24 protein-coding genes are annotated in these 25,418 nt (G+C 55.7%); 13 read left to right on the forward strand and 11 right to left on the reverse strand.

The annotated features are described in order from the left end of the window. Positions 1–251 precede the first annotated feature (251 nt). Together nadA and pnuC are read left to right on the forward strand one after the other, a co-directional pair. Positions 252–1,295 (forward strand): quinolinate synthase NadA, encoded by a 1,044-nt coding sequence (gene nadA, locus QLG09_RS07070; RefSeq protein ID WP_049021869.1) that lies wholly within the window; start codon positions 252–254, stop codon positions 1,293–1,295. 22 nt (positions 1,296–1,317) lie between these two features. Further along, positions 1,318–2,037 (forward strand): nicotinamide riboside transporter PnuC, encoded by a 720-nt coding sequence (pnuC, locus tag QLG09_RS07075; RefSeq protein WP_049021867.1) that lies wholly within the window; start codon positions 1,318–1,320, stop codon positions 2,035–2,037. Here the strand turns inward: pnuC and zitB are convergent. Further along, the gene (zitB, locus tag QLG09_RS07080) at positions 2,034–2,972 is read right to left on the reverse strand and encodes a CDF family zinc transporter ZitB (protein ID WP_020884956.1); all 939 of its coding nucleotides are present in this window, start codon (positions 2,970–2,972) and stop codon (positions 2,034–2,036) included. The genes pnuC and zitB overlap by 4 nt on opposite strands. 105 nt (positions 2,973–3,077) lie before the next feature. Continuing rightward, positions 3,078–3,458 (reverse strand): YbgS-like family protein, encoded by a 381-nt coding sequence (locus tag QLG09_RS07085; protein WP_025204646.1) that lies wholly within the window; start codon positions 3,456–3,458, stop codon positions 3,078–3,080. Between the two features lie 304 nt (positions 3,459–3,762). On the opposite strand from QLG09_RS07085, the gene aroG reads away from it, so the two are divergent. After that, positions 3,763–4,815, forward strand: coding sequence for a 3-deoxy-7-phosphoheptulonate synthase AroG (aroG, locus tag QLG09_RS07090; RefSeq protein WP_040016953.1), 1,053 nt, complete (start codon positions 3,763–3,765; stop codon positions 4,813–4,815). Between the two features lie 61 nt (positions 4,816–4,876). On the opposite strand, the gene gpmA is transcribed toward aroG, so the two are convergent. The 7 genes from gpmA to modE form a co-directional block, all read right to left on the reverse strand. Further along, entirely contained in the window at positions 4,877–5,629 is a 753-nt protein-coding gene (gpmA, locus tag QLG09_RS07095) for a 2,3-diphosphoglycerate-dependent phosphoglycerate mutase (protein ID WP_282488790.1), read from the reverse strand. Positions 5,630–5,835: 206 nt separating this feature from the next. Further along, positions 5,836–6,879, reverse strand: a complete 1,044-nt coding sequence (gene galM, locus QLG09_RS07100; protein ID WP_032677707.1) for a galactose-1-epimerase — start codon at positions 6,877–6,879, stop codon at positions 5,836–5,838. Next, positions 6,873–8,021 carry a galactokinase gene (gene galK / locus QLG09_RS07105; RefSeq protein WP_049021862.1) on the reverse strand — a complete coding sequence of 383 codons (1,149 nt, stop codon included), beginning with the start codon at positions 8,019–8,021 and terminating at the stop codon, positions 6,873–6,875. The genes galM and galK overlap by 7 nt, the downstream gene beginning before the upstream one ends. 3 nt (positions 8,022–8,024) lie before the next feature. Then, positions 8,025–9,071, reverse strand: coding sequence for a galactose-1-phosphate uridylyltransferase (gene galT / locus QLG09_RS07110; protein ID WP_049021861.1), 1,047 nt, complete (start codon positions 9,069–9,071; stop codon positions 8,025–8,027). A gap of 9 nt (positions 9,072–9,080) precedes the next feature. After that, positions 9,081–10,097, reverse strand: coding sequence for a UDP-glucose 4-epimerase GalE (gene galE, locus QLG09_RS07115; RefSeq protein ID WP_020884951.1), 1,017 nt, complete (start codon positions 10,095–10,097; stop codon positions 9,081–9,083). 202 nt (positions 10,098–10,299) lie between these two features. Further along, positions 10,300–11,772, reverse strand: a complete 1,473-nt coding sequence (gene modF / locus QLG09_RS07120; RefSeq protein ID WP_020884950.1) for a molybdate ABC transporter ATP-binding protein ModF — start codon at positions 11,770–11,772, stop codon at positions 10,300–10,302. 67 nt (positions 11,773–11,839) lie between these two features. Then, on the reverse strand, positions 11,840–12,628 hold the full coding sequence (modE, locus tag QLG09_RS07125; RefSeq protein WP_047366362.1) for a molybdenum-dependent transcriptional regulator: 789 nt from the start codon (positions 12,626–12,628) through the stop codon (positions 11,840–11,842). 127 nt (positions 12,629–12,755) lie between these two features. Here modE and QLG09_RS07130 point away from each other — a divergent pair, with 127 nt between their 5' ends. From QLG09_RS07130 to modC, 4 genes are all read left to right on the forward strand, one after another. Beyond that, positions 12,756–12,905 carry an AcrZ family multidrug efflux pump-associated protein gene (locus QLG09_RS07130; protein ID WP_020884948.1) on the forward strand — a complete coding sequence of 50 codons (150 nt, stop codon included), beginning with the start codon at positions 12,756–12,758 and terminating at the stop codon, positions 12,903–12,905. 179 nt (positions 12,906–13,084) lie between these two features. Next, entirely contained in the window at positions 13,085–13,858 is a 774-nt protein-coding gene (modA, locus tag QLG09_RS07135; RefSeq protein WP_025204642.1) for a molybdate ABC transporter substrate-binding protein, read from the forward strand. Beyond that, the gene (modB, locus tag QLG09_RS07140) at positions 13,858–14,547 is read left to right on the forward strand and encodes a molybdate ABC transporter permease subunit (protein WP_014169203.1); all 690 of its coding nucleotides are present in this window, start codon (positions 13,858–13,860) and stop codon (positions 14,545–14,547) included. Before modA ends, modB begins: the two co-directional genes overlap by 1 nt. Before the next feature lie 2 nt (positions 14,548–14,549). Further along, positions 14,550–15,608, forward strand: coding sequence for a molybdenum ABC transporter ATP-binding protein ModC (modC, locus tag QLG09_RS07145; protein ID WP_020884945.1), 1,059 nt, complete (start codon positions 14,550–14,552; stop codon positions 15,606–15,608). On the opposite strand, the gene QLG09_RS07150 is transcribed toward modC, so the two are convergent. Beyond that, positions 15,609–16,427 (reverse strand): pyridoxal phosphatase, encoded by an 819-nt coding sequence (locus QLG09_RS07150; RefSeq protein WP_025204641.1) that lies wholly within the window; start codon positions 16,425–16,427, stop codon positions 15,609–15,611. A gap of 140 nt (positions 16,428–16,567) precedes the next feature. Between QLG09_RS07150 and pgl the strand changes: the two genes are divergently transcribed. Continuing rightward, complete coding sequence (pgl, locus tag QLG09_RS07155; RefSeq protein WP_049021857.1) at positions 16,568–17,563, forward strand: 6-phosphogluconolactonase; 996 nt, start codon at positions 16,568–16,570, stop codon at positions 17,561–17,563. Between the two features lie 91 nt (positions 17,564–17,654). Here the strand turns inward: pgl and QLG09_RS07160 are convergent, their stop codons facing one another. Next, positions 17,655–18,938, reverse strand: coding sequence for a putative acyl-CoA thioester hydrolase (locus QLG09_RS07160; protein ID WP_014169207.1), 1,284 nt, complete (start codon positions 18,936–18,938; stop codon positions 17,655–17,657). Positions 18,939–19,162: 224 nt separating this feature from the next. On the opposite strand from QLG09_RS07160, the gene hutI reads away from it, so the two are divergent. The 5 genes from hutI (at position 19,163) to hutH (ending at position 25,417) form a co-directional block, all read left to right on the forward strand. After that, positions 19,163–20,386 carry an imidazolonepropionase gene (gene hutI, locus QLG09_RS07165; protein WP_049021856.1) on the forward strand — a complete coding sequence of 408 codons (1,224 nt, stop codon included), beginning with the start codon at positions 19,163–19,165 and terminating at the stop codon, positions 20,384–20,386. After that, positions 20,383–21,321, forward strand: coding sequence for a formimidoylglutamase (gene hutG / locus QLG09_RS07170; RefSeq protein WP_063435232.1), 939 nt, complete (start codon positions 20,383–20,385; stop codon positions 21,319–21,321). The genes hutI and hutG overlap by 4 nt, the downstream gene beginning before the upstream one ends. Positions 21,322–21,340: 19 nt before the next feature. Next, positions 21,341–22,075, forward strand: coding sequence for a histidine utilization repressor (locus QLG09_RS07175; RefSeq protein ID WP_014169210.1), 735 nt, complete (start codon positions 21,341–21,343; stop codon positions 22,073–22,075). 136 nt (positions 22,076–22,211) lie between these two features. Next, entirely contained in the window at positions 22,212–23,897 is a 1,686-nt protein-coding gene (gene hutU, locus QLG09_RS07180; RefSeq protein WP_020884940.1) for a urocanate hydratase, read from the forward strand. Continuing rightward, positions 23,897–25,417, forward strand: coding sequence for a histidine ammonia-lyase (hutH, locus tag QLG09_RS07185; protein ID WP_041162502.1), 1,521 nt, complete (start codon positions 23,897–23,899; stop codon positions 25,415–25,417). Before hutU ends, hutH begins: the two co-directional genes overlap by 1 nt. The last annotated feature ends 1 nt before the right edge of the window (position 25,418 follow it).

Here is a 25,418-nt window from a genome sequence, read left to right on the forward strand (position 1 = left end):
CCTGCACGACCCACCAATGTAAAAAAGCGCCCTAAAGGCGCTTTTTTGCTATCTGTATTCCGCATATTTTGACCTTGCAGGTCGACTCCGGCGAAGTCGCCATCCGCTGCGTGCTACGCACACCTATTTCCGGTGACTTTTTCTCGTAAATTCGCTATCTTGTTTAGTATACAAAACACATTTGCCGTCCGTTTTGCTATGTCATGCAAAAGAAAGGCAATAATGTTAAGCCAGTAAAACGAGAAGCCATAATGAGCGTGATGTTTGATCCAGAAGCCGCAATCTATCCCTTCCCGCCAAAGCCTGTCCCGCTGAGTCAGGATGAGAAGCAGTTTTACCGTGAGAAGATCAAACGTCTTCTCAAAGAGCGAGATGCAGTGATGGTTGCACATTACTACACCGACCCGGAAATCCAGCAACTGGCGGAAGAGACCGGGGGCTGCATCTCTGACTCTCTGGAGATGGCACGCTTTGGTGCCAGACATCCTGCTTCCACGTTACTGGTCGCAGGCGTTCGCTTTATGGGGGAAACCGCAAAGATTCTCAGCCCTGAAAAAACCATTCTGATGCCAACGCTACATGCGGAGTGTTCACTCGACCTCGGCTGTCCGATTGATGCATTCTCGGCCTTCTGCGATGCCCATCCGGACCGGACCGTGGTGGTCTATGCCAATACCTCTGCCGCAGTGAAAGCGCGGGCAGACTGGGTCGTGACATCAAGCATCGCCGTTGAACTGATTGAACATCTGGACAGCCTGGGCGAGAAAATCATCTGGGCACCTGACCGCCATCTCGGTAATTACGTGCAGAAGCAGACCGGCGCTGACGTGCTTTGCTGGCAGGGTGCCTGTATTGTTCATGATGAATTTAAGACGCAGGCGCTCTCGCACATGAAGGCGCTTTACCCGCACGCTGCGATCCTTGTTCACCCGGAATCACCGCAGTCCATTGTCGACATGGCGGATGCCGTGGGATCCACAAGCCAGCTTATCAATGCCGCCAGGACGCTTCCGCACAAGCAGCTCATCGTGGCAACTGACCGCGGTATCTTCTATAAGATGCAGCAGGCCGTGCCTGAGAAAGAGCTGCTTGAAGCACCAACGGCGGGCGAGGGGGCGACGTGTCGTAGCTGCGCGCACTGCCCGTGGATGGCGATGAACGGCCTGAAAGCTATCGCTGAGGGGCTGGAGAAAGGCGGAGCAGCGCATGAAATCCATGTGGATGCTGCTCTGCGTGAAGGTGCGTTAATTCCGCTTAACCGCATGCTGGATTTTGCGGCTACACTACGTACTTAATTCAATACGCCCTGGGGAAAAGATGGATTTTTTTAGCACACAGAACATTCTGGTTCATATACCGATTGGTGCAGGTGGCTATGACCTGTCATGGATTGAGGCCGTGGGTACGCTGGCTGGGTTATTGTGTATCTGGCTGGCAAGCCTGGAGAAGATCAGCAACTACGCGTTCGGGTTAATTAACGTTACGCTCTTTGCGATTATCTTCTTCCAGATCCAGCTGTACGCCAGCCTGCTTTTGCAGTTGTTCTTCTTTGCGGCGAACATTTACGGTTGGTACGCGTGGTCGCGGCAGAACAGCCAGCAGGAGGCGGAGCTGCAAATCCGCTGGCTGCCCTTACCGAAAGCCATCGCCTGGTTTGTCGCCTGCGTTGTCGCCATTGGTTTAATGACCGTCTTTATCAACCCGGTGTTTGCATTCCTGACCCGCGTCGCGGTGTCGGTCATGTCTGGCCTCGGGCTGAATGTCGCTATGCCATCACTCCAGCCGGATGCTTTCCCGTTCTGGGACTCCTGCATGATGGTGCTGTCGATTGCTGCGATGATCCTGATGACCCGTAAATACGTTGAGAACTGGCTGCTCTGGGTCGTCATTAACGTCATTAGCGTGGTTATTTTTGCACTTCAGGGCGTCTATGCGATGTCGCTGGAGTATCTGCTGCTGACCTTCATTGCCCTGAACGGGAGCCGGATGTGGATTAACAGCGCGCGTGAGCGAGGCTCTCGCGCGCTTTCGAACTAATGATGGTGATGATGTGAATGTCCGGACTGCGCCTCGTTCAGGTGGCAGTCCGGGCCGTTACAGGGCTGGTACTCCATCTGGATGGTGGCGTGGCCAATCTCATAGTGATGTTCGAGAAAGTGCTGGATGCGCTCAAGCAGGCCATCATGGTCATGGGTAGGGATCACCTGGACGTGCAATGTCATGACCGGTTTCTCACCCACCAGCCAGACGTGAACATGATGCACATTGCGCACTTCGGGCACGGAACGACGCAGGTTGCGTTTAAGCTCGGCAATGTCCACGGATGCCGGTGCCCCTTCAAGCAGTTCATTCACGCTCTCCTTCAGCAGCCGCCAGGCACTGCGCAATACCAGACACGATACCAGCACGGAAAGAATCGGGTCGACGGGTGTCCAGCCGGTATAAAGGATCACCAGCGCGGCCACAATAGCGCCGACGGAACCCAGTAAATCGCCCATAACATGCAGAGCCGCAGCGCGCACGTTGAGGTTCTTTTCCCCGCTGCCGCGATGCAAAATCCAGAACGCCAGAAGATTCGCCAGCAGACCTGCTACGGCGATAACCATCATTGTCGCTCCGGCGACCGGCTGTGGGTGACGAAAGCGCTGTATGGCTTCCCAGACGATAAGAAGGGTGATAACCACCAGAGCAATAGCGTTAACAAACGCCGCCAGAGTGGTCAGTCGCAGCCAGCCAAAGGTATGACGCGCGTTAGGCGGACGACGGGCAAACTGCACGGCCAACAGGGCAAAGAGCAGGGCGGCGGCATCGGTAAGCATATGTCCGGCATCCGCCAGAAGCGCCAGAGAGCCGGAAACCAGGCCACCAATGACCTCGATAACCATAAACGTTGCCGTGACGCCGAAGGCCAGCATAAGGCGTTTAGCGTTGTCATCGCCAGGAGACGGGGTGTGTGAATGCGTGTGCGCCATATCAGCTTTCCTTTTTGTTATTGTTTTTAGTGTAGCGTTTTTAATGGCTTACTCCAAAAGAAAGGAGAGCCAGAGCTCTCCTTTTACGTTTACATCCGTCACGGATTATTGGGTTGTGCCATCCGTTTTGGTATTGGCATCGTCGCCCACTTTGTCATTCGAATTCGGACACTTACCGTCTTTGCACATGGTGTTCTTATGCATCTCATCGGTACTCATCGTGTCATGATTCATGGTGCCAGAGCCGCTACTGTCCGGATGCAACATCGTGCCTCCGGTATTGGTGTTCCCGGTATTGATCTGGCTGTTATCGACATTATTCGGGGCGATATTCTGTTTTGCATCAGGGGCGACCTGACCCGCCGCCGCCGCGGCATTTGCATCACCGTTGTTATCTGTTGAGCCCGTCTCAGCGGCAAGGACGCTGCCGCTTGCCAGGGTAAGGGAGGCTGTGAGGAAGAGGGTTGCCAGTTTCGTCATTTTCATCTTGGTGCTCCTGTTCTTGTCGTTACGCTGGATAACATTTTCCAACAGTGCATCTTTTTCAGAGGCGAAAGATTCCGTCATACGGACTTACGTCAGTATGGAATCGCGTTTAATCAAACAAAAGTGGTTGTTACAGTTAAAAAGCTTAGGTTAGATCTCGTTTTTCGCTATTTTGTGGCGATTTTTAGGTGAATTCCAGGAATTATCTGCGTGAAGTGTAAAACCGTGTTTACACTTTCTGGTCGGCAAGTTAGATTGAAAGGATTGCTTTCATTACTAAAGATATGGCAGAGCTGGAAAGAAAATGAATTATCAGAACGACGATTTACGTATTAAAGAGATCAATGAGTTATTACCTCCTGTAGCACTCCTTGAGAAATTCCCCGCCACTGAAAATGCCGCAAACACGGTGTCTCATGCTCGTAAAGCGATCCATAAGATCCTGAAAGGTAATGACGATCGTCTTCTGGTGGTGATTGGCCCTTGCTCAATTCACGATCCTGCTGCGGCCAAAGAGTACGCAGCAAGGTTGCTCCAGCTTCGCGAAGAACTGCAAGGCGAGCTGGAAATTGTCATGCGTGTTTACTTTGAAAAGCCGCGTACGACCGTTGGCTGGAAAGGGCTGATTAACGACCCGCATATGGATAACAGTTTCCAGATCAACGACGGTCTGCGTATTGCGCGCAAACTGCTGCTGGAGATCAACGACAGCGGTTTGCCGGCTGCCGGTGAGTTCCTCGACATGATTACGCCGCAATATCTGGCGGATCTGATGAGCTGGGGCGCAATCGGTGCGCGTACTACAGAATCTCAGGTTCACCGCGAACTGGCGTCAGGTCTCTCGTGTCCGGTTGGTTTTAAAAACGGTACCGATGGCACCATTAAGGTGGCAATTGACGCCATCAATGCCGCCGGGGCACCGCACTGCTTCCTGTCCGTCACCAAATGGGGTCACTCCGCCATTGTGAATACCAGCGGTAACGGTGACTGTCATATTATTCTGCGTGGCGGTAAAGAGCCGAACTACAGCGCAAAACATGTCGCAGACGTGAAGGTCGGGCTGGAAAAAGCGGGTCTGCCACAACAGGTGATGATCGACTTCAGCCATGCCAACTCCAGCAAGCAGTTTAAAAAGCAGATGGAAGTCGGCGCCGATGTTTGTCAGCAGATTGCCGGCGGTGAGAACGCGATTATTGGCGTGATGATCGAAAGCCATCTGGTGGAAGGTAACCAGAATCTGGAAGGCAGCGAGCCGCTGGTCTACGGTAAGAGCGTCACGGACGCCTGCATCGGCTGGGACGATACGGATGTCCTTCTGCGTCAGTTGGCGAATGCGGTAAAAGCGCGTCGCGGCTGAGTTTCAGGAGCCAAATAAAAAAGCGTGGATTGCTCCACGCTTTTTTTATGTCCAGCGAAAATTATTTCGCTTTACCCTGGTTCGCTACAGCCGCGGCTTTTGCAGCGATCTCATCAGCGTTGCCCAGATAGTAATGTTTGATTGGTTTGAAGTTTTCGTCGAACTCATACACCAGCGGAACGCCAGTTGGGATGTTCAGTTCGAGGATCTCGTCTTCACCCATGTCGTCCAGGTATTTCACCAGCGCACGCAGGGAGTTACCGTGAGCTGCGATGATCACGCGCTCGCCGCTTTTCAGGCGTGGCAGAATGGTTTCGTTCCAGTAAGGCACAACGCGGTCGATGGTCAGCGCCAGGCTCTCGGTCGTTGGCAGCTCAGCATCCGTCAGTTTCGCGTAACGCGGGTCGTGGCCCGGGTAGCGCTCGTCATCTTTGGTCAGCTCTGGTGGGGTTACCGCGAAGCCGCGACGCCACTGTTTAACCTGCTCATCACCATATTTTTCAGCGGTTTCCGCTTTGTTCAGACCCTGCAGCGCACCGTAGTGACGCTCGTTCAGTTTCCAGGATTTCTCAACCGGCAGCCAGGCCTGATCCAGTTCGTCCAGAACGTTCCACAGAGTATGGATGGCACGTTTCAGCACAGAGGTGTAAGCAAAATCAAAGCTGAAGCCTTCAGCCTTCAGCAGTTTACCTGCTGCTTTTGCTTCGCTTACGCCTTTTTCTGACAGATCAACGTCGTACCAACCGGTAAAGCGGTTTTCGTTGTTCCACTGGCTTTCGCCATGACGCACCAGGACCAGCTTAGTTACAGCCATATCGTACTCCTCATAAGCTTTATTGAATGATAACAATTCTCATTATATTGCCGTGACAGTGCCAGCAGCAACGCTTAACCCTAACCATAGCGAAAATAGTCTCTGAGTGTAAGATGCTTGTGAATCCAGGGTTATGATTTTGTCTGCGATCGGCGCTATTTTCAGCAAGACGGAGAGAAAAAGCCCTCCGCAAGGAGGGCTGGGAATTATGAATGCGGGATGAAATGATATTCTGTCACGCTAACGTACTCTTCACCCGGGCGCAGCACACAGTCCGGCTGTGGCCATTCTGGATGGTTCGGGCTGTCCGGCAGGAACTCGCTTTCCAGCGCCAGACCTTGCCAGTCGCTGTACTCTTCATGTTCGCGTGCCGTGGTACCGCCAAGGTAGTTGCCTGAATAGAATTGCAGGGCAGGGGCCGTGGTGTAGACCGTCATCTGCAGTTTCTCATCTGCAGACCAGACCTGCGCGGCAGGCTGAGTCACATCACCTTTCGCCTGCAGCAGGAACGCGTGGTCATAGCCTTTTACCTTGCGCTGATCGTCATCGCTCAGGAAATCCTGCGCGATGGTTTTTCCGCTGCGGAAATCAAAGCTGGTACCGCTGACGGCCTTGAGTCCCTGATACGGGATCCCCATTTCATCCACCGGCAGATAGGCATCGGCCAGGATCTGGAGCGTGTGATTACGCACGTCGCACTGGTTGCCGTCCAGGTTGAAATAAGCGTGGTTGGTCAGATTGACCGGGCACGGCTTATCAACTTTCGCGCGATATTCAATGGCGATACGGTTATCGTCAGCCAGCGTGAAATGCGCGAACGCGGTGAGGTTACCGGGGAATCCCTGGTCACCGTCACGCGAGTCAAGTGAGAACAGCACTTCGCGGTCGTTTTGCTGAACGATTTTCCAGCGGCGCTTATCGAACCCTTCAGGTCCACCGTGTAACTGATTTTCGCCCTGACTGGAAAGCAACGAGTAACGCTCGCCATCAAGTTCGAAAGCGCTTTTCGCGATGCGGTTAGCATAACGGCCGACAGACGCGCCAAGATAGGCGGACTGATTGACATACTGCTCAGGCGACGCGCAGCCAAGCAGGGTTTCACGTACGCTGCCATCAGGCATTGGTACGCGAGCGGATAGCAAAGTGGCACCCCAGTCCATTAACGTAACCACCATTCCTGCGCTGTTGCGCAGGGTTAACAGGCGATACGGCAGGCCATCCGGGGCAAGGGTTGGCGTTTCGTTTAGCACTGTCCTGCTCCTTGTGATGCTTTACACACGTAGAAAGTTTCTTTAATACCTGTTTTCGCTTCGTACTGTTTTTCCACCGCCTGCTGGACGGCAGGGACGAACTCTTCCGGCATCAGGGCAACAATGCAGCCACCGAAGCCGCCGCCGGTCATACGCACGCCGCCTTTATCGCCAATCGTGGCTTTGACGATGTCCACCAGGGTATCGATTTGCGGAACGGTGATTTCAAAATCATCGCGCATGGAGGCGTGAGATTCTGCCATCAGTTCACCCATACGTTTCAGGTCGCCTTTCGCCAGTGCGGACGCCGCTTCAACGGTACGGGCATTTTCCGTCAGCACATGACGAACGCGTTTCGCCACTACCGGATCCAGTTCGTGCGCCACTTTATTGAACTCGTTGAGCGAAACGTCACGCAGCGCAGGTTGCTGGAAGAAGCGTGCGCCGGTTTCACACTGCTCGCGGCGGGTGTTGTACTCGCTGCCCACCAGCGTGCGTTTAAAGTTGCTGTTAATAATTACCACAGCTGCGCCTTTTGGCAAGGGAACGGCTTTGGTGCCCAGAGAGCGGCAGTCGATAAGCAAGGCATGCTCTTTTTTACCCAGCGCAGAGATCAGCTGGTCCATGATGCCGCAGTTACAGCCCACAAACTGGTTTTCCGCTTCCTGACCATTCAGGGCGATTTGTGCCCCGTCCAGTGGCAGATGATAAAGCTGCTGGAAGACGGTACCCACGGCGACTTCCAGCGACGCGGACGAGCTTAACCCGGCGCCCTGAGGCACGTTTCCGCTGATGACCAGATCAGCGCCGCCCACGTTTTTATTACGTTTCTGCAGGTGTTTTACCACGCCGCGCACGTAGTTAGACCATTGCTGGCTGTCGTGGGTAACGATGGGTGCATCGAGGGAAAACTCATCCGTCTCATTGTTGTAATCCGCTGCAATAACGCGGACTTTGCGATCATCGCGCTTAGCGCAGCTAATGACCGTCTGGTAATCAATGGCGCACGGCAGAACGAAACCATCGTTATAGTCGGTATGTTCACCAATCAGGTTCACGCGGCCAGGCGCCTGAATGACATGGGTGGCAGGGTAGCCAAATTTCTCAGCAAACAGGGATTGTGTTTTATCTTTCAGACTCATTTTTTAGACTCCTGATTCGCGATAATGGACGTCACTCACAGCCCGCAGGCGTTCTGCAGCCTGTTCTGCCGTCAGGTCACGCTGGGTTTCCGCCAGCATTTCATAGCCCACCATGAATTTACGTACCGTCGCAGAGCGCAGCAGCGGCGGATAGAAATGGGCATGCAATTGCCAGTGTTGATTCTCTTCACCGTTAAACGGAGCGCCATGCCAGCCCATTGAGTACGGGAAGGAGCACTGGAACAGGTTGTCATAACGGCTGGTCAGTTTCTTCAGTGCCAGGGTGAGGTCATCGCGCTGTGCGTCGCTCAGATCGGTGATGCGCAGAACCTGTGCTTTTGGCAGAAGCAGCGTCTCAAATGGCCATGCTGCCCAGTAAGGTACGACGGCCAGCCAATGCTCGGTTTCCACTACCGTTCGGCTGCCATCGGCCAGTTCACGACGGGTGTAATCCACCAGCATCGGCGATCCGTTTTCCGCGAAATAGGCTTTTTGCAGACGGTCTTCACGCTCGGCTTCGTTTGGCAGGAAACTGTTGGCCCAGATCTGACCGTGCGGGTGCGGGTTAGAGCAGCCCATTGCCGCGCCCTTGTTTTCGAACACTTGTACCCACGGGTAGGTCTGACCCAGCTCAGCAGTTTGCGTCTGCCAGGTGCTGACGACCTCTTTCAGCGCGTCAACACTCAGCTCCGGCAGCGTTTTGCTGTGGTCGGGCGAGAAACAGATAACACGGCTGGTGCCGCGCGCGCTTTCACAGCGCATCAGCGGGTCCTGGCTATCCGGCGCGTCGGGCGTGTCGGTCATCAGGGCGGCAAAATCGTTGGTGAAAACGAAGGTGCCTTTGTAGTCCGGGTTTTTATCGCCCGTCACACGCGTGTTGCCCGGACACAGGAAGCAGTCCGGGTCGTGCTGGGGAAGCGTCTGTTTTGCAGGCGTCTCTTGCGCCCCCTGCCAGGGGCGCTTGGCGCGATGCGGAGAAACCAAAATCCATTGCCCGCTTAGCGGGTTAAAACGACGATGCGGATGATCGACGGGATTGAACGAAGTCATGACGGATCCTTAGTCCGGATAACCTTGTGGATGGCGAGACTGCCAGTGCCAGGTATCCTGTGCCATTTCATCAAGCGTGCGGGTGACACGCCAGTTAAGCTCTTTATCGGCTTTGGAGGCATCGGCCCAGTAAGCCGGGAGGTCGCCTTCACGGCGCGGTGCGAAGTGATAATTCACAGGCTTACCGCAGGCCTTACTGAAGGCATTCACGACGTCCAGCACGCTGCTGCCGATCCCGGCGCCGAGGTTATAAATATGCACGCCTGGCTTATCGGCCAGCTGCTGCATTGCCGCCACGTGGCCGTCGGCCAGATCCATGACGTGGATATAATCACGCACACCGGTACCGTCTTCGGTTGGATAATCATTACCGAAAATAGCCAGAGACTCACGGCGGCCAACGGCCACCTGGGCGATGTACGGCATCAGGTTATTCGGGATGCCCTGTGGATCTTCACCCATATCGCCTGACGGATGGGCGCCAACCGGGTTGAAGTAGCGCAGCAAGGCGATGCTCCATTCAGGCTGCGCTTTTTGCAGATCGGTGAGGATCTGCTCCACCATCAGTTTGCTTTTGCCATACGGGCTTTGCGGCGTACCGGTCGGGAAGCTTTCAACGTAAGGGATTTTTGGCTGATCGCCGTAGACGGTTGCGGAAGAGCTGAAGATAAAGTTTTTGACGTTCGCTGCGCGCATGGCGGAGATCAAACGCAGGGTACCGTTGACGTTGTTGTCGTAATACTCCAGCGGTTTCGCGACGGATTCACCCACCGCTTTCAGGCCGGCGAAATGGATCACCGTCTCAATGGCATGGTCGTGAAGGATCTCGGTCATCAACGCTTCATTGCGGATGTCGCCTTCCACGAAGGTTGGTTGTTTACCGCCAAGACGTTCAATCACAGGCAGCACGCTGCGCTTACTATTGCACAGGTTGTCGAGGATGATGACATCATGACCGTTTTGCAGCAGCTGCACGCAGGTATGACTACCAATGTAACCGCTACCACCTGTTACCAGAACTCGCATATTTCGCTCCATTGGGCTTATGGTATGTAATAACCATAGCATAACAGAGACGCGAAAAGTGTGACATGGGATAAAATAGTGGAATCGTTTACACTGCTTTTAAAATCCGTTTTTTGGCGGCAATGCGACATTGTAGATCAAAGGGATAGGGAAGTCTTTGTGCAGGTTATCCGAAAAAATGGAGGGGCAGAGCCCTCCGGAGTTAATCGATTTTGCTCAGCAGGTACTGATAGCGTTCACCGTCGGGCACAAACTCGAGGCGGTGCGTAATGCAGGACGGGGCATCTTCGGCATGATGGGAAACGAACAGCAGCTGCGTTTCACCTTCGCTAATCAGGACATCCACAAAACGGCGGATCAGCTGGCGGTTTAATGGGTCCAGCCCCTGTAGCGGTTCGTCGAGGATCAGAAGGGTCGGGTGTTTCACCAGCGCGCGAACGATCAGCGCCAGACGCTGCTGTCCCCATGAAAGGCTATGAAACGGCGCGTCAGCGACCCGGTTATCCATCCCCAGAATATCCAGCCACTGCTGGGCCAGCTTATGCTGTTTGTCCGAGACCGCCTGATAAATGCCGATGGAATCAAAATACCCGGACAGGATCACATTGCGCACCGTGGTGCTGACCCGGTAATCCAGATGCAGGCTGCTGCTGACATAGCCGATATGCTTTTTGATATCCCAGATCGTTTCACCGCTTCCGCGGCGGCGGCCAAACAGGGTGAGATCGTTACTGTAGCCCTGAGGGTGATCGCCGGTGATCAGGCTCAGCAGCGTTGATTTACCCGCGCCGTTGGGGCCAACAATTTGCCAGTGTTCACCCGGGTTGACCGTCCAGCTGAGATGATTAAGGATCGGTCGATCGTCATACGCTACCACGCCATCACGCAGCACGATGCGCGGCTGGTGGGGATCTAACGCGTGGCGGGCAGAAGGTGCGTCTGGTTCCGGCAGCGCGATGCCGTCCAGGTTTTCACTGTGCGCCAGCTGGGCAATTAACGCCTGCTTAAGTAACGCCGATTTTTCGCCGGTTTCAGTCAGGTTGCAGTCAGCGAGCACGCCGGCGTTCTGAATAAACTCAGGAATTTCATCAAAACGGTTAAGCACCAGTACCAGCGTATAGCCCTGCTGGTTAAGCGAGCCGAGCAGGGTGGCCAGCTGTGCGCGGGACTGCACGTCGAGACCGTCGAACGGTTCATCCAGAATCAACAGTTCCGGCTCGCTCATCAGCGCCTGACACAGCAGCGTTTTCCGGGTCTCACCTGTCGAGAGGTATTTAAAGCGCCGGTTCAGCAGGGAGGTGATGCCAAACTGTTCTGCCAGATACGCACAACGGGCAGGATTGTTGACCTCATCCTGAATAATGTCTGCCGTTGTGCGGCCCGTATCCTCTTCGCCCGGGCTGAGTAAATCGGTGTTATTGCGCTGCCATTCATCGCTCACCAGCTTTTGCAGCTGTTCAAATGACAGGCGCGTCAGGCGCGTAAAGTTACACTGGTATTCACCTTTAAGGTGCGCGAGCTCTCCGCTCAGCGCACGGGCCAGCGCTGATTTCCCGCTTCCGTTTGTACCGACAAACGCCCAGCTTTCCCCGGCGCGTATTGTTAAATCAGAAATCGTCAGCGTTCGGGTGTCGCTAAGACGAAACGTGCCTTGCGAAATATGCAATGATGACATGACTTATCCCATTTTTTGCAGCAACAGTTGTCAGGGATACTCACTGTCGACACGCTTGTCAATGTGCTCAGCACAATGTGGCGATAATCACCCGGTCGGCGTTGAAATATGCGGTCACCACAGCACCTTCTTCTAATTCTGCGGCGTCGCTGAGGGGAAGGGTTGCGCAGAGTTCTTGCCCGTCCGGCAGGGTCATCAGTACTTCACACTGCTCTTCACCGCGTTCAACGTGGCGGATGGTACCGCGTAGCTGGTTATCAGCGGCTTTTGCTTTTTCGGCATCGGCAGTGATATTCACCCACGGCGCTTTCAGTAACACCAGCACCTCTTTACCTTCATTCAGCGCCAGCCGGTCTGCGCTTTGTGCGGTAATCGCGGCTTTCAGACGGGTTGTTCCATCGGCAAGCAGGATCTCAATATGACGCTGCACCTGGGCGTTATCGCCCGCCATCACCGTGCCAAACCACTGGTTACGGGCACTGGTTTGCAGCGAAAAACGTGAAATGGCAGCCAGCAGGCTGTCCAGCGGGAGATTATCGTCGTCACTTAACACATCAAACGCTTTTTGCTGGATCTGCGCCAGCAGATCATACAGCTGAACCAGGCGCTGGCCGTAACGTGTCAGGATCGCACCTCCACCGCCTTTGCCGCCCGTGGCCCGGTCAACCAGCGTTTGCTCGCTCAGGGTGTTCATGTCGTTGATGGCATCCCAGGCGCTTTTATAGCTGATGCCAGCGTTCTTAGCCCCCTGGCTTATTGAACCGGTTTGTTCTATTTGTTTAAGCAGGGCGATACGTCGCGGATCGGCGAAAAGCTTCTGCTGTAGTCGTAGAGTGAGGAGAATTTCGGCCTGCATAACACTGTCCTGGCAAAAAGTGCATTGTGACCCAAATGGCGAAGGTCGCAAAGGGCACCGCACAAAAGGGGATGTTTTTCTCACTTTTCAGGGTAGAATAAGCCATTCACAATATCTGGAGAAAACCATGTTGGAATTGTTGAAAAGTCTGGTATTCGCCGTGATCATGGTACCAGTAGTGATGGCCGTTATCCTCGGTGCCATCTACGGCCTGGGTGAAGTGTTCAACGTATTTTCGAACATTGGTCACAGAGACCAGGCTAAAAAGCAGCATTAATTTCCCCCCGAAACGCCCGGCTTGCCCGGGCGTTTTGCTCTCAAGTATTTCCCTTTCTCGCCGATATTATTTAAAGCATCAGCTTGCTGTACCCCTTGAGCGGTACGATTTAACGCTGGGATCTCCCCGGAGTTACCGTTATATTAGTGTGTATATAACGATACTCACAGGAGCTACAAATGGCACGTACATGGGTACGCCTTTTCGCAGGGGCAACGCTGACACTTTCGCTGAGCGGACACGCGCTGGCTAACGAGGGTAAAATTACCGTCTTTGCGGCGGCGTCGTTGACCAACGCGATGCAGGATATTGCGACAGCGTATAAAAAAGAGAAGAACGTCGAGGTGGTCTCCTCTTTTGCTTCTTCATCGACGCTGGCACGTCAGATTGAAGCGGGAGCGCCGGCCGATCTGTTCATCTCTGCAGACCAGAAGTGGATGGATTACGCGGCTGAAAAGAAATCGATTGATGCGACTACCCGCGAAACATTGTTGGGGAATAGCCTTGTCGTGGTGGCGCCGAAAGCCAGTCAGCAAGGCGAAATCACTATCAACAACGAGACCCCCTGGACCCGGTTGCTGAACGGAGGACGCCTGGCCGTTGGCGATCCGGAGCATGTACCGGCGGGGATCTACGCCAAAGAAGCATTGCAAAAACTGGGGGCCTGGGAGACGTTATCGCCCACACTGGCTCCGGCTGAAGATGTGCGCGGTGCTCTGGCGCTGGTTGAACGTAATGAAGCGCCGCTGGGGATAGTCTACGGGTCGGACGCCGTCGCCAGTAAAGGGGTGAAAGTGGTTGGTACGTTCCCGGAAGACTCCCACAAGAAAGTGGAATATCCTGTTGCGATTGTTGATGGACATAAAAATGCGACCGTGACGGCCTTCAGCGAATACCTGAAGGGACCCGAAGCGTCCGCAATCTTTAAACGTTACGGATTTACGACTCACTAATGATATTGACCGATCCCGAATGGCAAGCTGTCCTGCTGAGCCTGAAAGTCTCTTCCCTGGCGGTTGCGCTGAGTTTGCCCTTTGGGATCTTCTTTGCCTGGTTACTGGTTCGCTGTAAGTTTCCCGGCAAAGCCCTGCTGGATAGCGTTCTTCATCTTCCCCTCGTGTTGCCACCGGTGGTGGTTGGCTACCTGCTGCTGGTGTCGATGGGGCGGCGCGGTTTTATTGGCGAATGGTTATATGACTGGTTTGGGCTGACGTTTGCGTTTAGCTGGCGAGGGGCGGTACTGGCGGCGGCGGTGATGTCATTCCCGCTGATGGTGAGGGCCATTCGCCTGGCGCTGGAAGGGGTTGATATCAAACTGGAACAGGCTGCCCGCACGCTGGGTGCCGGGCGCTGGCGCGTCTTTTTCACCATCACGCTCCCGCTTACGCTGCCGGGCATTATTGTCGGCACGGTACTGGCGTTTGCCCGCTCGCTGGGTGAGTTTGGTGCCACGATTACCTTTGTGTCGAATATCCCCGGTGAGACGCGAACGATACCGTCAGCAATGTACACCCTGATTCAGACGCCGGGTGGAGAAGGTGCCGCGGCGCGGCTGTGCATTATCTCAATTGTGCTGGCGCTGGTCTCGCTGCTGGTTTCGGAATGGCTGGCGCGACTCAGTCGCGAGCGGATGGGGAAATAGTCATGCTCGAACTTCAGTTCACCCAGACGCTGGGAAATCATACCCTGACCCTTAACGAGACGCTGCCTGCGAGCGGCATTACCGCCATCTTTGGCGTATCTGGTGCAGGGAAAACCTCATTGATCAATGCCATCAGCGGACTGACGCGGCCGCAGTCCGGACGGATTGTGCTCAACGATCGCGTCTTAAACGACGTTGAGAACAAAATTTACCTGGCACCGGATAAGCGGCGAATTGGTTATGTTTTTCAGGATGCGCGATTATTTCCGCATTACAGCGTGCGCGGTAATCTTCGCTACGGCATGGCCAAAAGCATGGCCGCGCAATTTGATAAGCTGGTGGCGCTGCTGGGCATTGAGTCACTGCTGGACCGGCTCCCTTCATCGCTTTCTGGTGGTGAAAAACAGCGCGTGGCGATAGGCCGCGCGTTGCTCACCGCGCCAGAACTGCTGTTGCTCGACGAACCGCTGGCCTCGCTGGATATTCCGCGAAAACGTGAACTGCTGCCCTATCTTCAGCGCCTGGCGCGTGAAATCAATATCCCGATGCTCTACGTCAGCCACTCGCTGGATGAGATCCTGCATCTGGCCGATAAAGTGCTGGTACTGGAAGAGGGCAGCGTTAAGGCATTCGGTAATCTGGAAGAGGTGTGGGGCAGCAGCGTGATGCACCCGTGGTTACCGAAGGAGCAGCAGAGCAGCATCCTTAAGGTGAGCGTGCTGGAACATCACCCGCATTATGCGATGACCGCACTGGCGCTGGGCGACCAGCATCTGTGGGTCAACAAAATCGACAAACCGCTGCAGTCTGCGTTGCGTATACGCATTCAGGCTTCAGATGTCTCTCTGGTGCTGCAAGCGCCGCTACAGACCAGTATTCGCAATATCCTGCGCGCGAAAGTGGCGGAGTGTTTTGATGATAACGGACAGGTTGAGGTAAAGCTCGAAGTGGGCAGCAAGACGCTCTGGGCGCGCATCAGTCCGTGGGCCAGAGATGAGTTAGGGATCAAGCCTGGCCTGTGGCTTTACGCGCAAATCAAGAGCGTCTCCATCACCACCTGATTACAGCAGGTGGGTATAAATATACTGCGCGATGCTGTCGGTGGTGTTATCACCAATCACGACGTTAGCACGCGCTTTTACCGCATCGTCGGCGTTGCCCATTGCCACGCCTGTACCGGCGGCCTCCAGCATGCTGATGTCGTTGTAGTTATCGCCAAAGGCAATCACATCCTGCATTGACCCGCCCTGAGACTCCACGAACTGCGTCAGACGTTTGCCTTTGCTGTTGCCTTTGCGGGCGATATCGACCTGGTCGTGCCAGGACCACTCGCACTCCAGACCCAGCGTTTGTTCAACGTGCGTCGCGAAGGCATTCAGTTTGGTGGTATCTTCATCCGTCAGCGCAAATTTCCAGATAGCATCGACATCCTGAGCCGCCTGGCGCAGGGAGGAAACCTGGGTAAAGACCGGACGCTGCGCTTCAGGCAGAGACAATGCCCAGTTGCTGGTGCGGATCACGTGGCCTGTCGGACGTTCATACACCATTGCGTTATCCACATACATCAGGCCGTGAATAGCATGCTCATCAAGCAGATCAATCAATTGCAGCGCCTGAGGCACGGGCAGCGGATCGGATTCTAAAACCTTTTTTGCCTGATAATCATACAAATAAGTGCCATTACAACAAATTGCAGGTGTATCTAACGCCAGTGCCTGATAAAAAGGATGAATGGCAACGTGATGTCGACCCGTTACGATAAGGAGTTGATATCCCACTTCCTGCGCGCGTTTGAGTGCTTCAAGGGAAGAGGGGAGAAGGGTTTTCTGCGGAGTAAGTAAGGTACCGTCTAAATCCAGAGCTATTACACGCGAGGTCATTTGTTTTTCCGGGTTAATATTGAATTTACGTTCTGAAGGGATGGTACACCGAGAGGCAAAGGCTTCAAAATTCCCGATGACAATTCAGCATTCACCGTCAAAAGTTAACTACTTTCATGCGCAGTGAGGAGTGAATATTCATGAAACAAACCGTTTATACCGCCAGTCCTGAAAGCCAGCAGATCCACGTCTGGCGTTTAAATACCGAGGGTACCCTCACGCTGGTTCAGGTTGTTGATGTGCCAGGTCAGGTGCAGCCGATGGTTATCAGCCCGGATAAACGTTTCTTGTACGTGGGTGTGCGCCCGGAGTTTCGCGTGCTGGCCTACCGCATCTCGCCGGACGACGGCGCGCTGACTTACACTGCGGAAGCACCTTTACCGGGCAGCCCAACGCATATCTCCACCGATCGCAAAGGCAACTTCATCTTCAGCGGCTCTTACAATGCGGGCTGTGTCAGCGTAACGCGCCTGGAAGCGGGCCTACCGGTTGAAACCGTGGATGTGGTTGAAGGGCTGGAAGGTTGCCACTCGGCGAATATTTCTCCGGATAACCGTACGCTGTGGGTCCCTGCGCTGAAACAGGATCGTATCTGCCTGTTTACCCTGAGCGATGACGGTCACCTGGTGGCGCAGAATCCTGCAGAAGTGACCACCGTTGAGGGCGCGGGCCCGCGCCATCTGGTGTTCCACCCGAACCAGCAGTACGCCTATGTGGTGAACGAGCTGAACAGTTCTGTGGACGTATGGGAACTGAAAGATCCTAACGGCAAGATTGAGTGCGTGCAGACGCTGGATATGATGCCGTCTGACTTCTCTGACACCCGCTGGGCGGCTGATATTCACATCACACCGGATGGGCGTCATCTGTATGCCTGCGACCGTACCTCCAGCCTGATTACGGTATTCAGCGTTTCTGAAGACGGTAGCGTGCTGGCGATTGAAGGTTTCCAGCCTACCGAAACCCAGCCACGCGGGTTTAATATCGATCACAGCGGTAAATACCTGATTGCGGCGGGGCAAAAATCCCACCACATCGCGCTGTACGAAATCAAAGGTGCGCAGGGGCTGCTGGAAGAGAAAGGGCGTTACGCCGTCGGCCAGGGGCCAATGTGGGTGGTGGTAAACGCACACTAAAAGACTTAAAACAAAAAACCTCGCAAATGCGAGGTTTTTTTATGCCCGGTGGGCGCCGGGCGAGTACAGCAAAAGACATCAACGCATTCTTTTATTGCTTAGGCTCAGCAACCACTTTGCTACCCAGACCGCGGTTGTTGTATTCCCACATGCGGTTGAAGTTAGCGTCATTCAGGTTGCGCTGCACGTTACCTTTATCATCCACGCTACCGGTATTGCCGGAGAAAGGACGTTTGGAGATAGCGGCATCGGCCCATGGCTTAGCCATGTTGAAACCTTCGTTGATCACGCTGTCACGAATAACAACCTGACCGTTGGTGGCAGAGTCCACATCCAGCGAGCGGCCCAGCTGCGCGACGCCGTCACCGGACGCGTTAAAGCGGCTGTTAACGGCCAGGAAGCCGTAGAACAGGTTAGATTGCGTGGCAGGGGCAAACACATAACCTTCCTGCTGAGTGCGTGAATTCACCACGCGGAAATCGGTGTTCTCAAACACCACCGCGCCGCGACCGGAGACCAGATCCACGTCACCTTCAACGTAGCTGTTAGTGACCAGCGTACGGGTCAGACGGTTATTCTGCAGCGTGTTCTGAACACCGCTGTTCGTCACGAAGAAGGTGTTCTGACGGCCGAGAATATTCACGTTGTTGATCTGCACTTTATCGCCATCGCTACGCAGTGCAACGGCCTGGTGGTTACCCGCATCAACGCTATCGCCCAGGGTATTCTGAATGGTCAGATTCTGCAGCTGCAGGCCATTATTCTGAGACCAGACGACCGCCGAACACATCACGCCGATGGTAGCTGCACGCTTGCTCTGGCAGTTGTCAAACATGTACCACGCCGGTTTGCCAGGCATGTATTTACCCGCCGGGTTGACCAGGCGACGCCAGGTGTTGCTGTCGATTTCAGAATCAATCGCCAGACCAATTTTCACGTCGACCGCTTTCTCGCCTGTCCCGTAAAGGGTGATGCTGCCCGGTGCTGCCGGAACGTAAACGGTGCCTTCATATTCCCCAGGCAGGATCGCGATGTACTGGCGAGAGGCGCTGTGTTTGGTGATAGCCGCGTCAACCGCAGCCTGAATCGTTGTGTGCGTCACGCCCTGCGTGCCTGCCGGACCGACAACGAAGTCAGGTTGTTTCGGCAGGTTAATAGAAGACGGTGTCCACGGCGCAGCGTTAGGGTCCATCGCCGAGAAGTAGTGCGCACGGTCAAAGTTCTTCGCTTCATCAGCGGACAAAATCGGGCGAGAGGCGGTACCCGGTGCAACCTGCTCAGAAGGCTGCTGGTCCGGTGGGGTAGAACTGCATGCGGATAATGTCACGCCAAAGGCGAGCGCTAACGCCAGACGGGAAATCCTGGAAATGTTCAAGGTAAAGCTCCTGGGTATGCAAGTCTTAACGGGATAGACGAAATAGCCTGCTTTTTTATACTAAGTTGAGCGAAACGGGAAGATAAAAAGGGTAAAAGATGCATTTTTTACCCGCGGGAGGCGGGAAAGTCATCACAAATAAATAACATTTTCCGCCAGAGCGGTTGACAGCAGGGGGCAGATGAAAATAAATGTCTATACAACCCATGACAAGTGGAATGCCCATGCAGCAGCTTCATCCCGACGATGTAATATGGCGCAATGCGCGACTGGCGACAATGATCCCGGACGACAGCACGCCTTATGGCCTGAAAGCGCAGCACGCCCTGGTGGTGCGCGGCCAGACGATTCTGGCCGTTATTCCCGAATCCGACATCCCTTCCGGCCACCGTCACTGTGTCGATCTGCACGGTCGTCTGGTCACGCCCGGGCTGATTGACTGCCATACCCACCTGGTGTTCGGTGGCGATCGTGCGGCAGAGTGGGAGCAGCGTCTGAACGGCGTCTCTTATCAAACCATCAGCGCGCAGGGCGGCGGGATTAACGCGACCGTGACGGCGACGCGGAGCAGTTCGCCCGAGACCCTGCTCAGGCTGGCGCAACAGCGTCTGCAGCGGCTGATCGATGAAGGGGTGACCACGGTTGAAATCAAGTCGGGATATGGTCTCAACGCCGAAGCGGAAGAGAAGATGCTGCAGGTCGCCCGCCAGCTGGGCCAGAACAATCCGGTAGAGATCAGCCCAACGCTTCTGGCTGCGCATGCGGTTCCGGCGGAATACCGCCACGACGCGGACGCGTATCTCACCAGGGTGTGCGAGCAGATGATGCCCACGCTGTGGCAAAAAGACTTATTCGAAGCCGTGGATGTGTTTTGCGAAAACGTCGGCTTCACGCCAGCGCAAACCGAGCGGCTTTTCCGCGCTGCCACTGCCATGGGGATTCCGGTCAAAGGACACGTGGAACAGCTTTCAAATCTTGGCGGCGCGGCGCTGGTCAGCCGCTTTAAGGGGCTTTCCGCCGATCATATTGAATATCTCGACGACGCCGGTGTTCAGGCGATGGCGCACAACGGCACGGTTGCGGTATTACTGCCGGGGGCGTTCTATTTTCTTCAGGAGCGCCAGCGTCCGCCGGTTGAACAGCTCAGAAAAGAGGGCGTTCCCATGGCTGTCGCCACCGACTATAACCCCGGCACCAGCCCGTTCGCGAGTATTCATCTCGCGATGAATATGGCCTGCGTGCAGTTTGGCCTGACGCCTGAAGAGGCCTGGGCTGGCGTGACGCGACATGCTGCCCAGGCGCTGGGACGCGGGGCCACGCACGGGCAGCTGCAGGCTGGATTCGTGGCTGACTTTGTCGTCTGGGATGCACATCACCCGGTCGAAATGGTCTACGAGCCGGGACGCAATCCGTTGTATCAACGTATTTTCCGTGGGGAGAGCGTATGAGACTCTGGCGGCCGGTTGCCGAGACCGTCTGGCAGGGGCGCGACGACAGCGCCGAGGCCAGCAATGCAAAACGTATTTTTCAGACCCTGCGACAGATGCCGGTATTTACCCCTCAGTCATCCGGCATCGCTTTGATAGGGTTTGAATGTGATGAAGGGGTAAAACGCAATCAGGGCAGGCCCGGCGCCGTACAGGCCCCGGAGGTGCTTCGCAAAGCGTTGGCGAACATGGCAAGTCATCATGGACATGACCGGCTGGTGGATATGGGGTCGGTATATGTCGAGGGCGATAATCTGGAAGCGGCTCAGCGGGCGTTAAGCGATGCCGTGCAGGCCTGCCAGCAGTCCGGCATGCGTACGCTGGTTTTTGGCGGGGGACACGAGACCGCCTGGGCGCATGGCCGCGGGGTTCTGGATGCTTTCCCGAACGCGCGCGTGGTGGTGATAAACCTGGATGCACACCTTGACCTGCGCAAGGCGGAGCATGCGACCTCCGGCACGCCGTTTCGTCAGCTGGCACACTACTGTGCGGAACAGGCGCGCGATTTTCAGTATGCCTGCCTGGGCGTCAGCCGGGCGGCGAACACGCAGGCGCTGTGGGATGAAGCTGAGCGACTAAACGTCACGCTGGTGGAAGACCTTCATTTCAGGCGAGATGCGTTATCGGCTCTGGACAAGGTTCTGGCCCAGGTCGACCGCGTTTACCTCACCATTGACCTCGATGTTTTGCCTGCTGGCGAAATGCCAGCCGTCTCAGCGCCCGCGGCGTTAGGGGTACCCGCGCTGGATCTTCTGCCGGTGATTGAACACATCTGCCGCAGTGGAAAACTGCAGGCTGCCGATCTGGTAGAATTTAACCCGCAGTACGATCGGGACGGACAGGGGGCAAAGCTTGCCGCCCGTCTGGCCTGGCAAATTGCTCACTGGTGGGCATAACAACGTTTAAGGAGTCAGAATGTTTTCACGCTCACCGCTGTCGCAGTCCAGCCCTCCCGCGCCTTTCTACGAAAAGGTGAAGCAGGCCATCAGCGAAAAAATCGCAACCGGCGTCTGGCGGCCGCACGATCGCATTCCGTCCGAGGCCGAACTGGTCGCACAGTTTGGTTTTAGCCGAATGACCATCAACCGGGCGCTGCGCGAGCTGACCGATGAGGGCCTTCTGGTGCGTCTGCAGGGGGTCGGAACCTTTGTTGCGGAGCCGAAAGGGCAATCGGCACTGTTTGAGATCAGAAGTATTGCCGATGAGATAGCTTCGCGTAACCATCAGCACCACTGTGAAGTGCTGGTGCTCGAAGAGACACAGGCCAGCGCCGAGCAGGCCGTGGAGCTGAATGTCAAAGAGGGAAGCCGCATCTTTCATTCCGTGATGGTGCATTATGAAAACGACATCCCGGTGCAGATTGAAGATCGCTGCGTGAACGCCGATCGGGTGCCCGAGTACCTGGATCAGGATTACACCCAGACCACGCCGCATGCCTATCTTTCGCTCATCGCGCCGTTGACGGAAGGGGAGCACATCGTGGAAGCGGTTCGCGCTACGCCGCAGGAGTGCGAACTGTTGCGGATCAAAGAGCACGATCCTTGCCTGCTCATTCGTCGCCGTACCTGGTCTTCGTCGCATATTGTGTCGCATGCCAGACTGCTGTTTCCGGGAAATCGATACCGGCTGCAGGGCCATTTCATGTCGTAAGGGTCATACGTTTTAAAAGCGTGATAGCTAACGCAATATAACAAAATTGTATCTTTTTTGTTAAATCCGACCTTGTGTGTGCTTGTCTATACAAGTATATCTGAATACATCATCTGTCCCGTATGAGGAGCACACAATGTCGTCAGGTAAATACCGCCAGCAGGATGTCCGCGCCGCGCGCGGCACCACACTCACCGCCAAAAGCTGGCTCACCGAAGCCCCGCTGCGCATGTTGATGAATAACCTCGATCCTGAGGTCGCGGAGAACCCCCACGAGCTGGTGGTGTATGGCGGCATAGGCCGCGCCGCGCGCAACTGGGAGTGCTATGACGCGATTGTTGAATCCCTGACTCATCTGGAACATGACGAAACCCTGCTGGTGCAATCCGGCAAACCGGTCGGCGTGTTCAAAACCCACAAGAATGCACCGCGCGTGCTGATCGCCAACTCTAACCTTGTCCCGCACTGGGCGACCTGGGAACACTTTAACGAGCTGGACGCCAAAGGGCTGGCGATGTATGGCCAGATGACGGCGGGAAGCTGGATCTACATCGGCAGTCAGGGGATTGTGCAGGGCACCTACGAAACCTTCGTGGAAGCCGGTCGCCAGCACTATAACGGTTCGCTGAAAGGTCGCTGGGTACTGACCGCCGGTCTGGGGGGAATGGGGGGCGCACAGCCGCTGGCCGCGACCCTTGCCGGTGCCTGCTCCCTGAACATTGAATGTCAGCAGAGCCGCATTGATTTCCGTCTGCGTACCCGTTACGTCGATGAACAGGCTGAAAACCTGGATGACGCACTGGCACGCATCAAAAAATACACGTCAGAAGGCAAAGCGATGTCGATTGCGCTCTGCGGCAACGCGGCTGACATTCTCCCTGAACTGGTGGCCCGTGGTGTACGCCCGGATCTCGTCACCGACCAGACCAGCGCGCACGACCCCCTTCACGGCTACCTGCCATCGGGCTGGACGTGGGAAGCGTACCAGCAAAAAGCCGAAAGTGACCCGGAAGGCACGGTGCTCGCCGCTAAACGTTCCATGGCGGAGCACGTGAACGCCATGCTGGCCTTTAGCCAGATGGGCATTCCGACATTTGATTACGGCAACAATATTCGCCAGATGGCGAAAGAGATGGGCGTGAGTAACGCCTTCGACTTCCCGGGGTTTGTGCCTGCCTATATTCGTCCGCTGTTCTGTCGCGGTATTGGTCCGTTCCGCTGGGTGGCCCTGTCCGGCGACCCGGAAGATATCTACAAAACCGACGCCAAAGTGAAGGAGATCGTCGCCGACGACGAACATCTGCACCACTGGCTGGATATGGCTCGCGAGCGCATTAACTTCCAGGGCTTGCCGGCGCGGATCTGCTGGGTCGGGCTGGAGTGGCGACAAAAACTGGGTCTGGCCTTTAACGAAATGGTGCGCAGCGGTGAAGTCTCCGCGCCGATTGTTATCGGACGCGACCATCTCGACTCGGGCTCTGTTGCCAGCCCGAACCGTGAAACCGAAGCCATGCGCGACGGCTCCGATGCCGTCTCCGACTGGCCACTGCTGAATGCCTTACTGAATACCGCCAGCGGGGCGACCTGGGTGTCGCTGCATCACGGTGGTGGCGTAGGAATGGGCTTCTCCCAGCACTCGGGAATGGTCATCGTGTGTGATGGTACGGATGAAGCGGCAGCGCGTATCGCTCGCGTGCTGCATAACGACCCGGCAACCGGCGTAATGCGCCACGCGGATGCCGGTTACGAGATTGCGATTGAATGTGCCAAAGAGCAGGGCCTGAACCTGCCGATGATCCCTGCCACACAAGGAAAGCATTAATGAACGCCTTAACCCTCACTCCCGGCTCACTGACGCTCAAACAGCTGCGTAACATCTGGCGTCAACCGGTTACGCTCTCACTTGATGAAAGCGCCCACGCCGCGATTAACGACAGCGTTGCCTGCGTTGAAGCCATTATTGCCGAAGGACGTACCGCCTACGGCATCAACACCGGATTTGGTCTGCTGGCGCAGACGCGTATCGCCACGCACGATCTGGAAAATTTACAGCGCTCGCTGGTGCTTTCGCATGCGGCGGGTGTCGGTCAACCGCTGGATGATGACATTGTCCGCCTGATGATGGTGCTCAAAATCAACAGTCTGGCACGTGGGTTCTCCGGAATTCGCCTCAGCGTGATCGAGGCGCTGATGGCGCTGGTGAATGCGGAGGTCTATCCGTGGATCCCGGCAAAAGGTTCCGTCGGTGCATCCGGCGATCTTGCGCCGCTGGCTCATATGTCGCTGCTGCTGCTCGGTGAAGGTCAGGCTCGCTGGAAGGGCGAGTGGCTCCCTGCGAAAGAGGCGCTGAAAAAAGCCGGGTTAACCCCGATAACGCTGGCGGCGAAAGAGGGTCTGGCGCTGCTTAACGGAACCCAGGCCTCGACGGCGTTTGCGTTGCGTGGTCTGTTTGAAGCCGAGGATCTTTTCGCCTCCGCGGTCGTGTGCGGTGCGCTGACCACCGAGGCGGTGCTTGGCTCACGTCGTCCGTTTGACGCCCGTATCCACGAGGTACGCGGCCAGCGCGGGCAGATTGACGCCGCGGCGATGTACCGTCACCTGCTGACCGAGACCAGCGATATTGCAGACTCTCACCATAACTGTGACAAGGTACAGGATCCCTATTCGCTTCGCTGTCAGCCCCAGGTGATGGGAGCCTGTCTGACGCAGCTGCGCCACGCGGCAGAAGTGCTGCTGGTGGAGGCGAATGCGGTGTCTGATAACCCGCTGGTGTTCGCTCAGGAAAACGAAGTGGTCTCCGGGGGAAATTTCCACGCCGAGCCTGTGGCGATGGTGGCGGATAATATCGCGCTGGCGATTGCGGAAGTGGGGGCCTTATCCGAACGTCGCATCGCGCTGATGATGGATAAACATATGTCCCAGCTGCCGCCGTTCCTGGTCCGCAACGGCGGGGTTAACTCCGGTTTTATGATTGCCCAGGTGACGGCCGCGGCGCTGGCGAGCGAGAACAAGGCCCTGTCGCATCCGCACAGCGTGGACAGTCTGCCAACGTCAGCGAACCAGGAGGATCATGTCTCGATGGCCCCGGCCGCTGGACGTCGTCTGTGGGAGATGGCCGCCAACACCCGCGGCGTGCTGGCGGTGGAATGGCTGGCCGCATGTCAGGGCGTTGATCTGCGTGAAGGTCTGAAGTCCAGCCCGCTGCTGGAACAGGCGCGTCATCTGCTGCGTGAACAGGTCGCGCATTACGATGATGACCGTTTCTTTGCGCCGGATATTGATAAAGCGATCGCGCTGCTGGAGAAGGGAAGCCTGGTGGGCTTACTGCCTTCGGTGCTCTAAG

Origin of the sequence: Enterobacter sp. V89_11, from assembly GCF_029967775.1 — a bacterium.
Classification (GTDB): domain Bacteria; phylum Pseudomonadota; class Gammaproteobacteria; order Enterobacterales; family Enterobacteriaceae; genus Enterobacter; species Enterobacter ludwigii.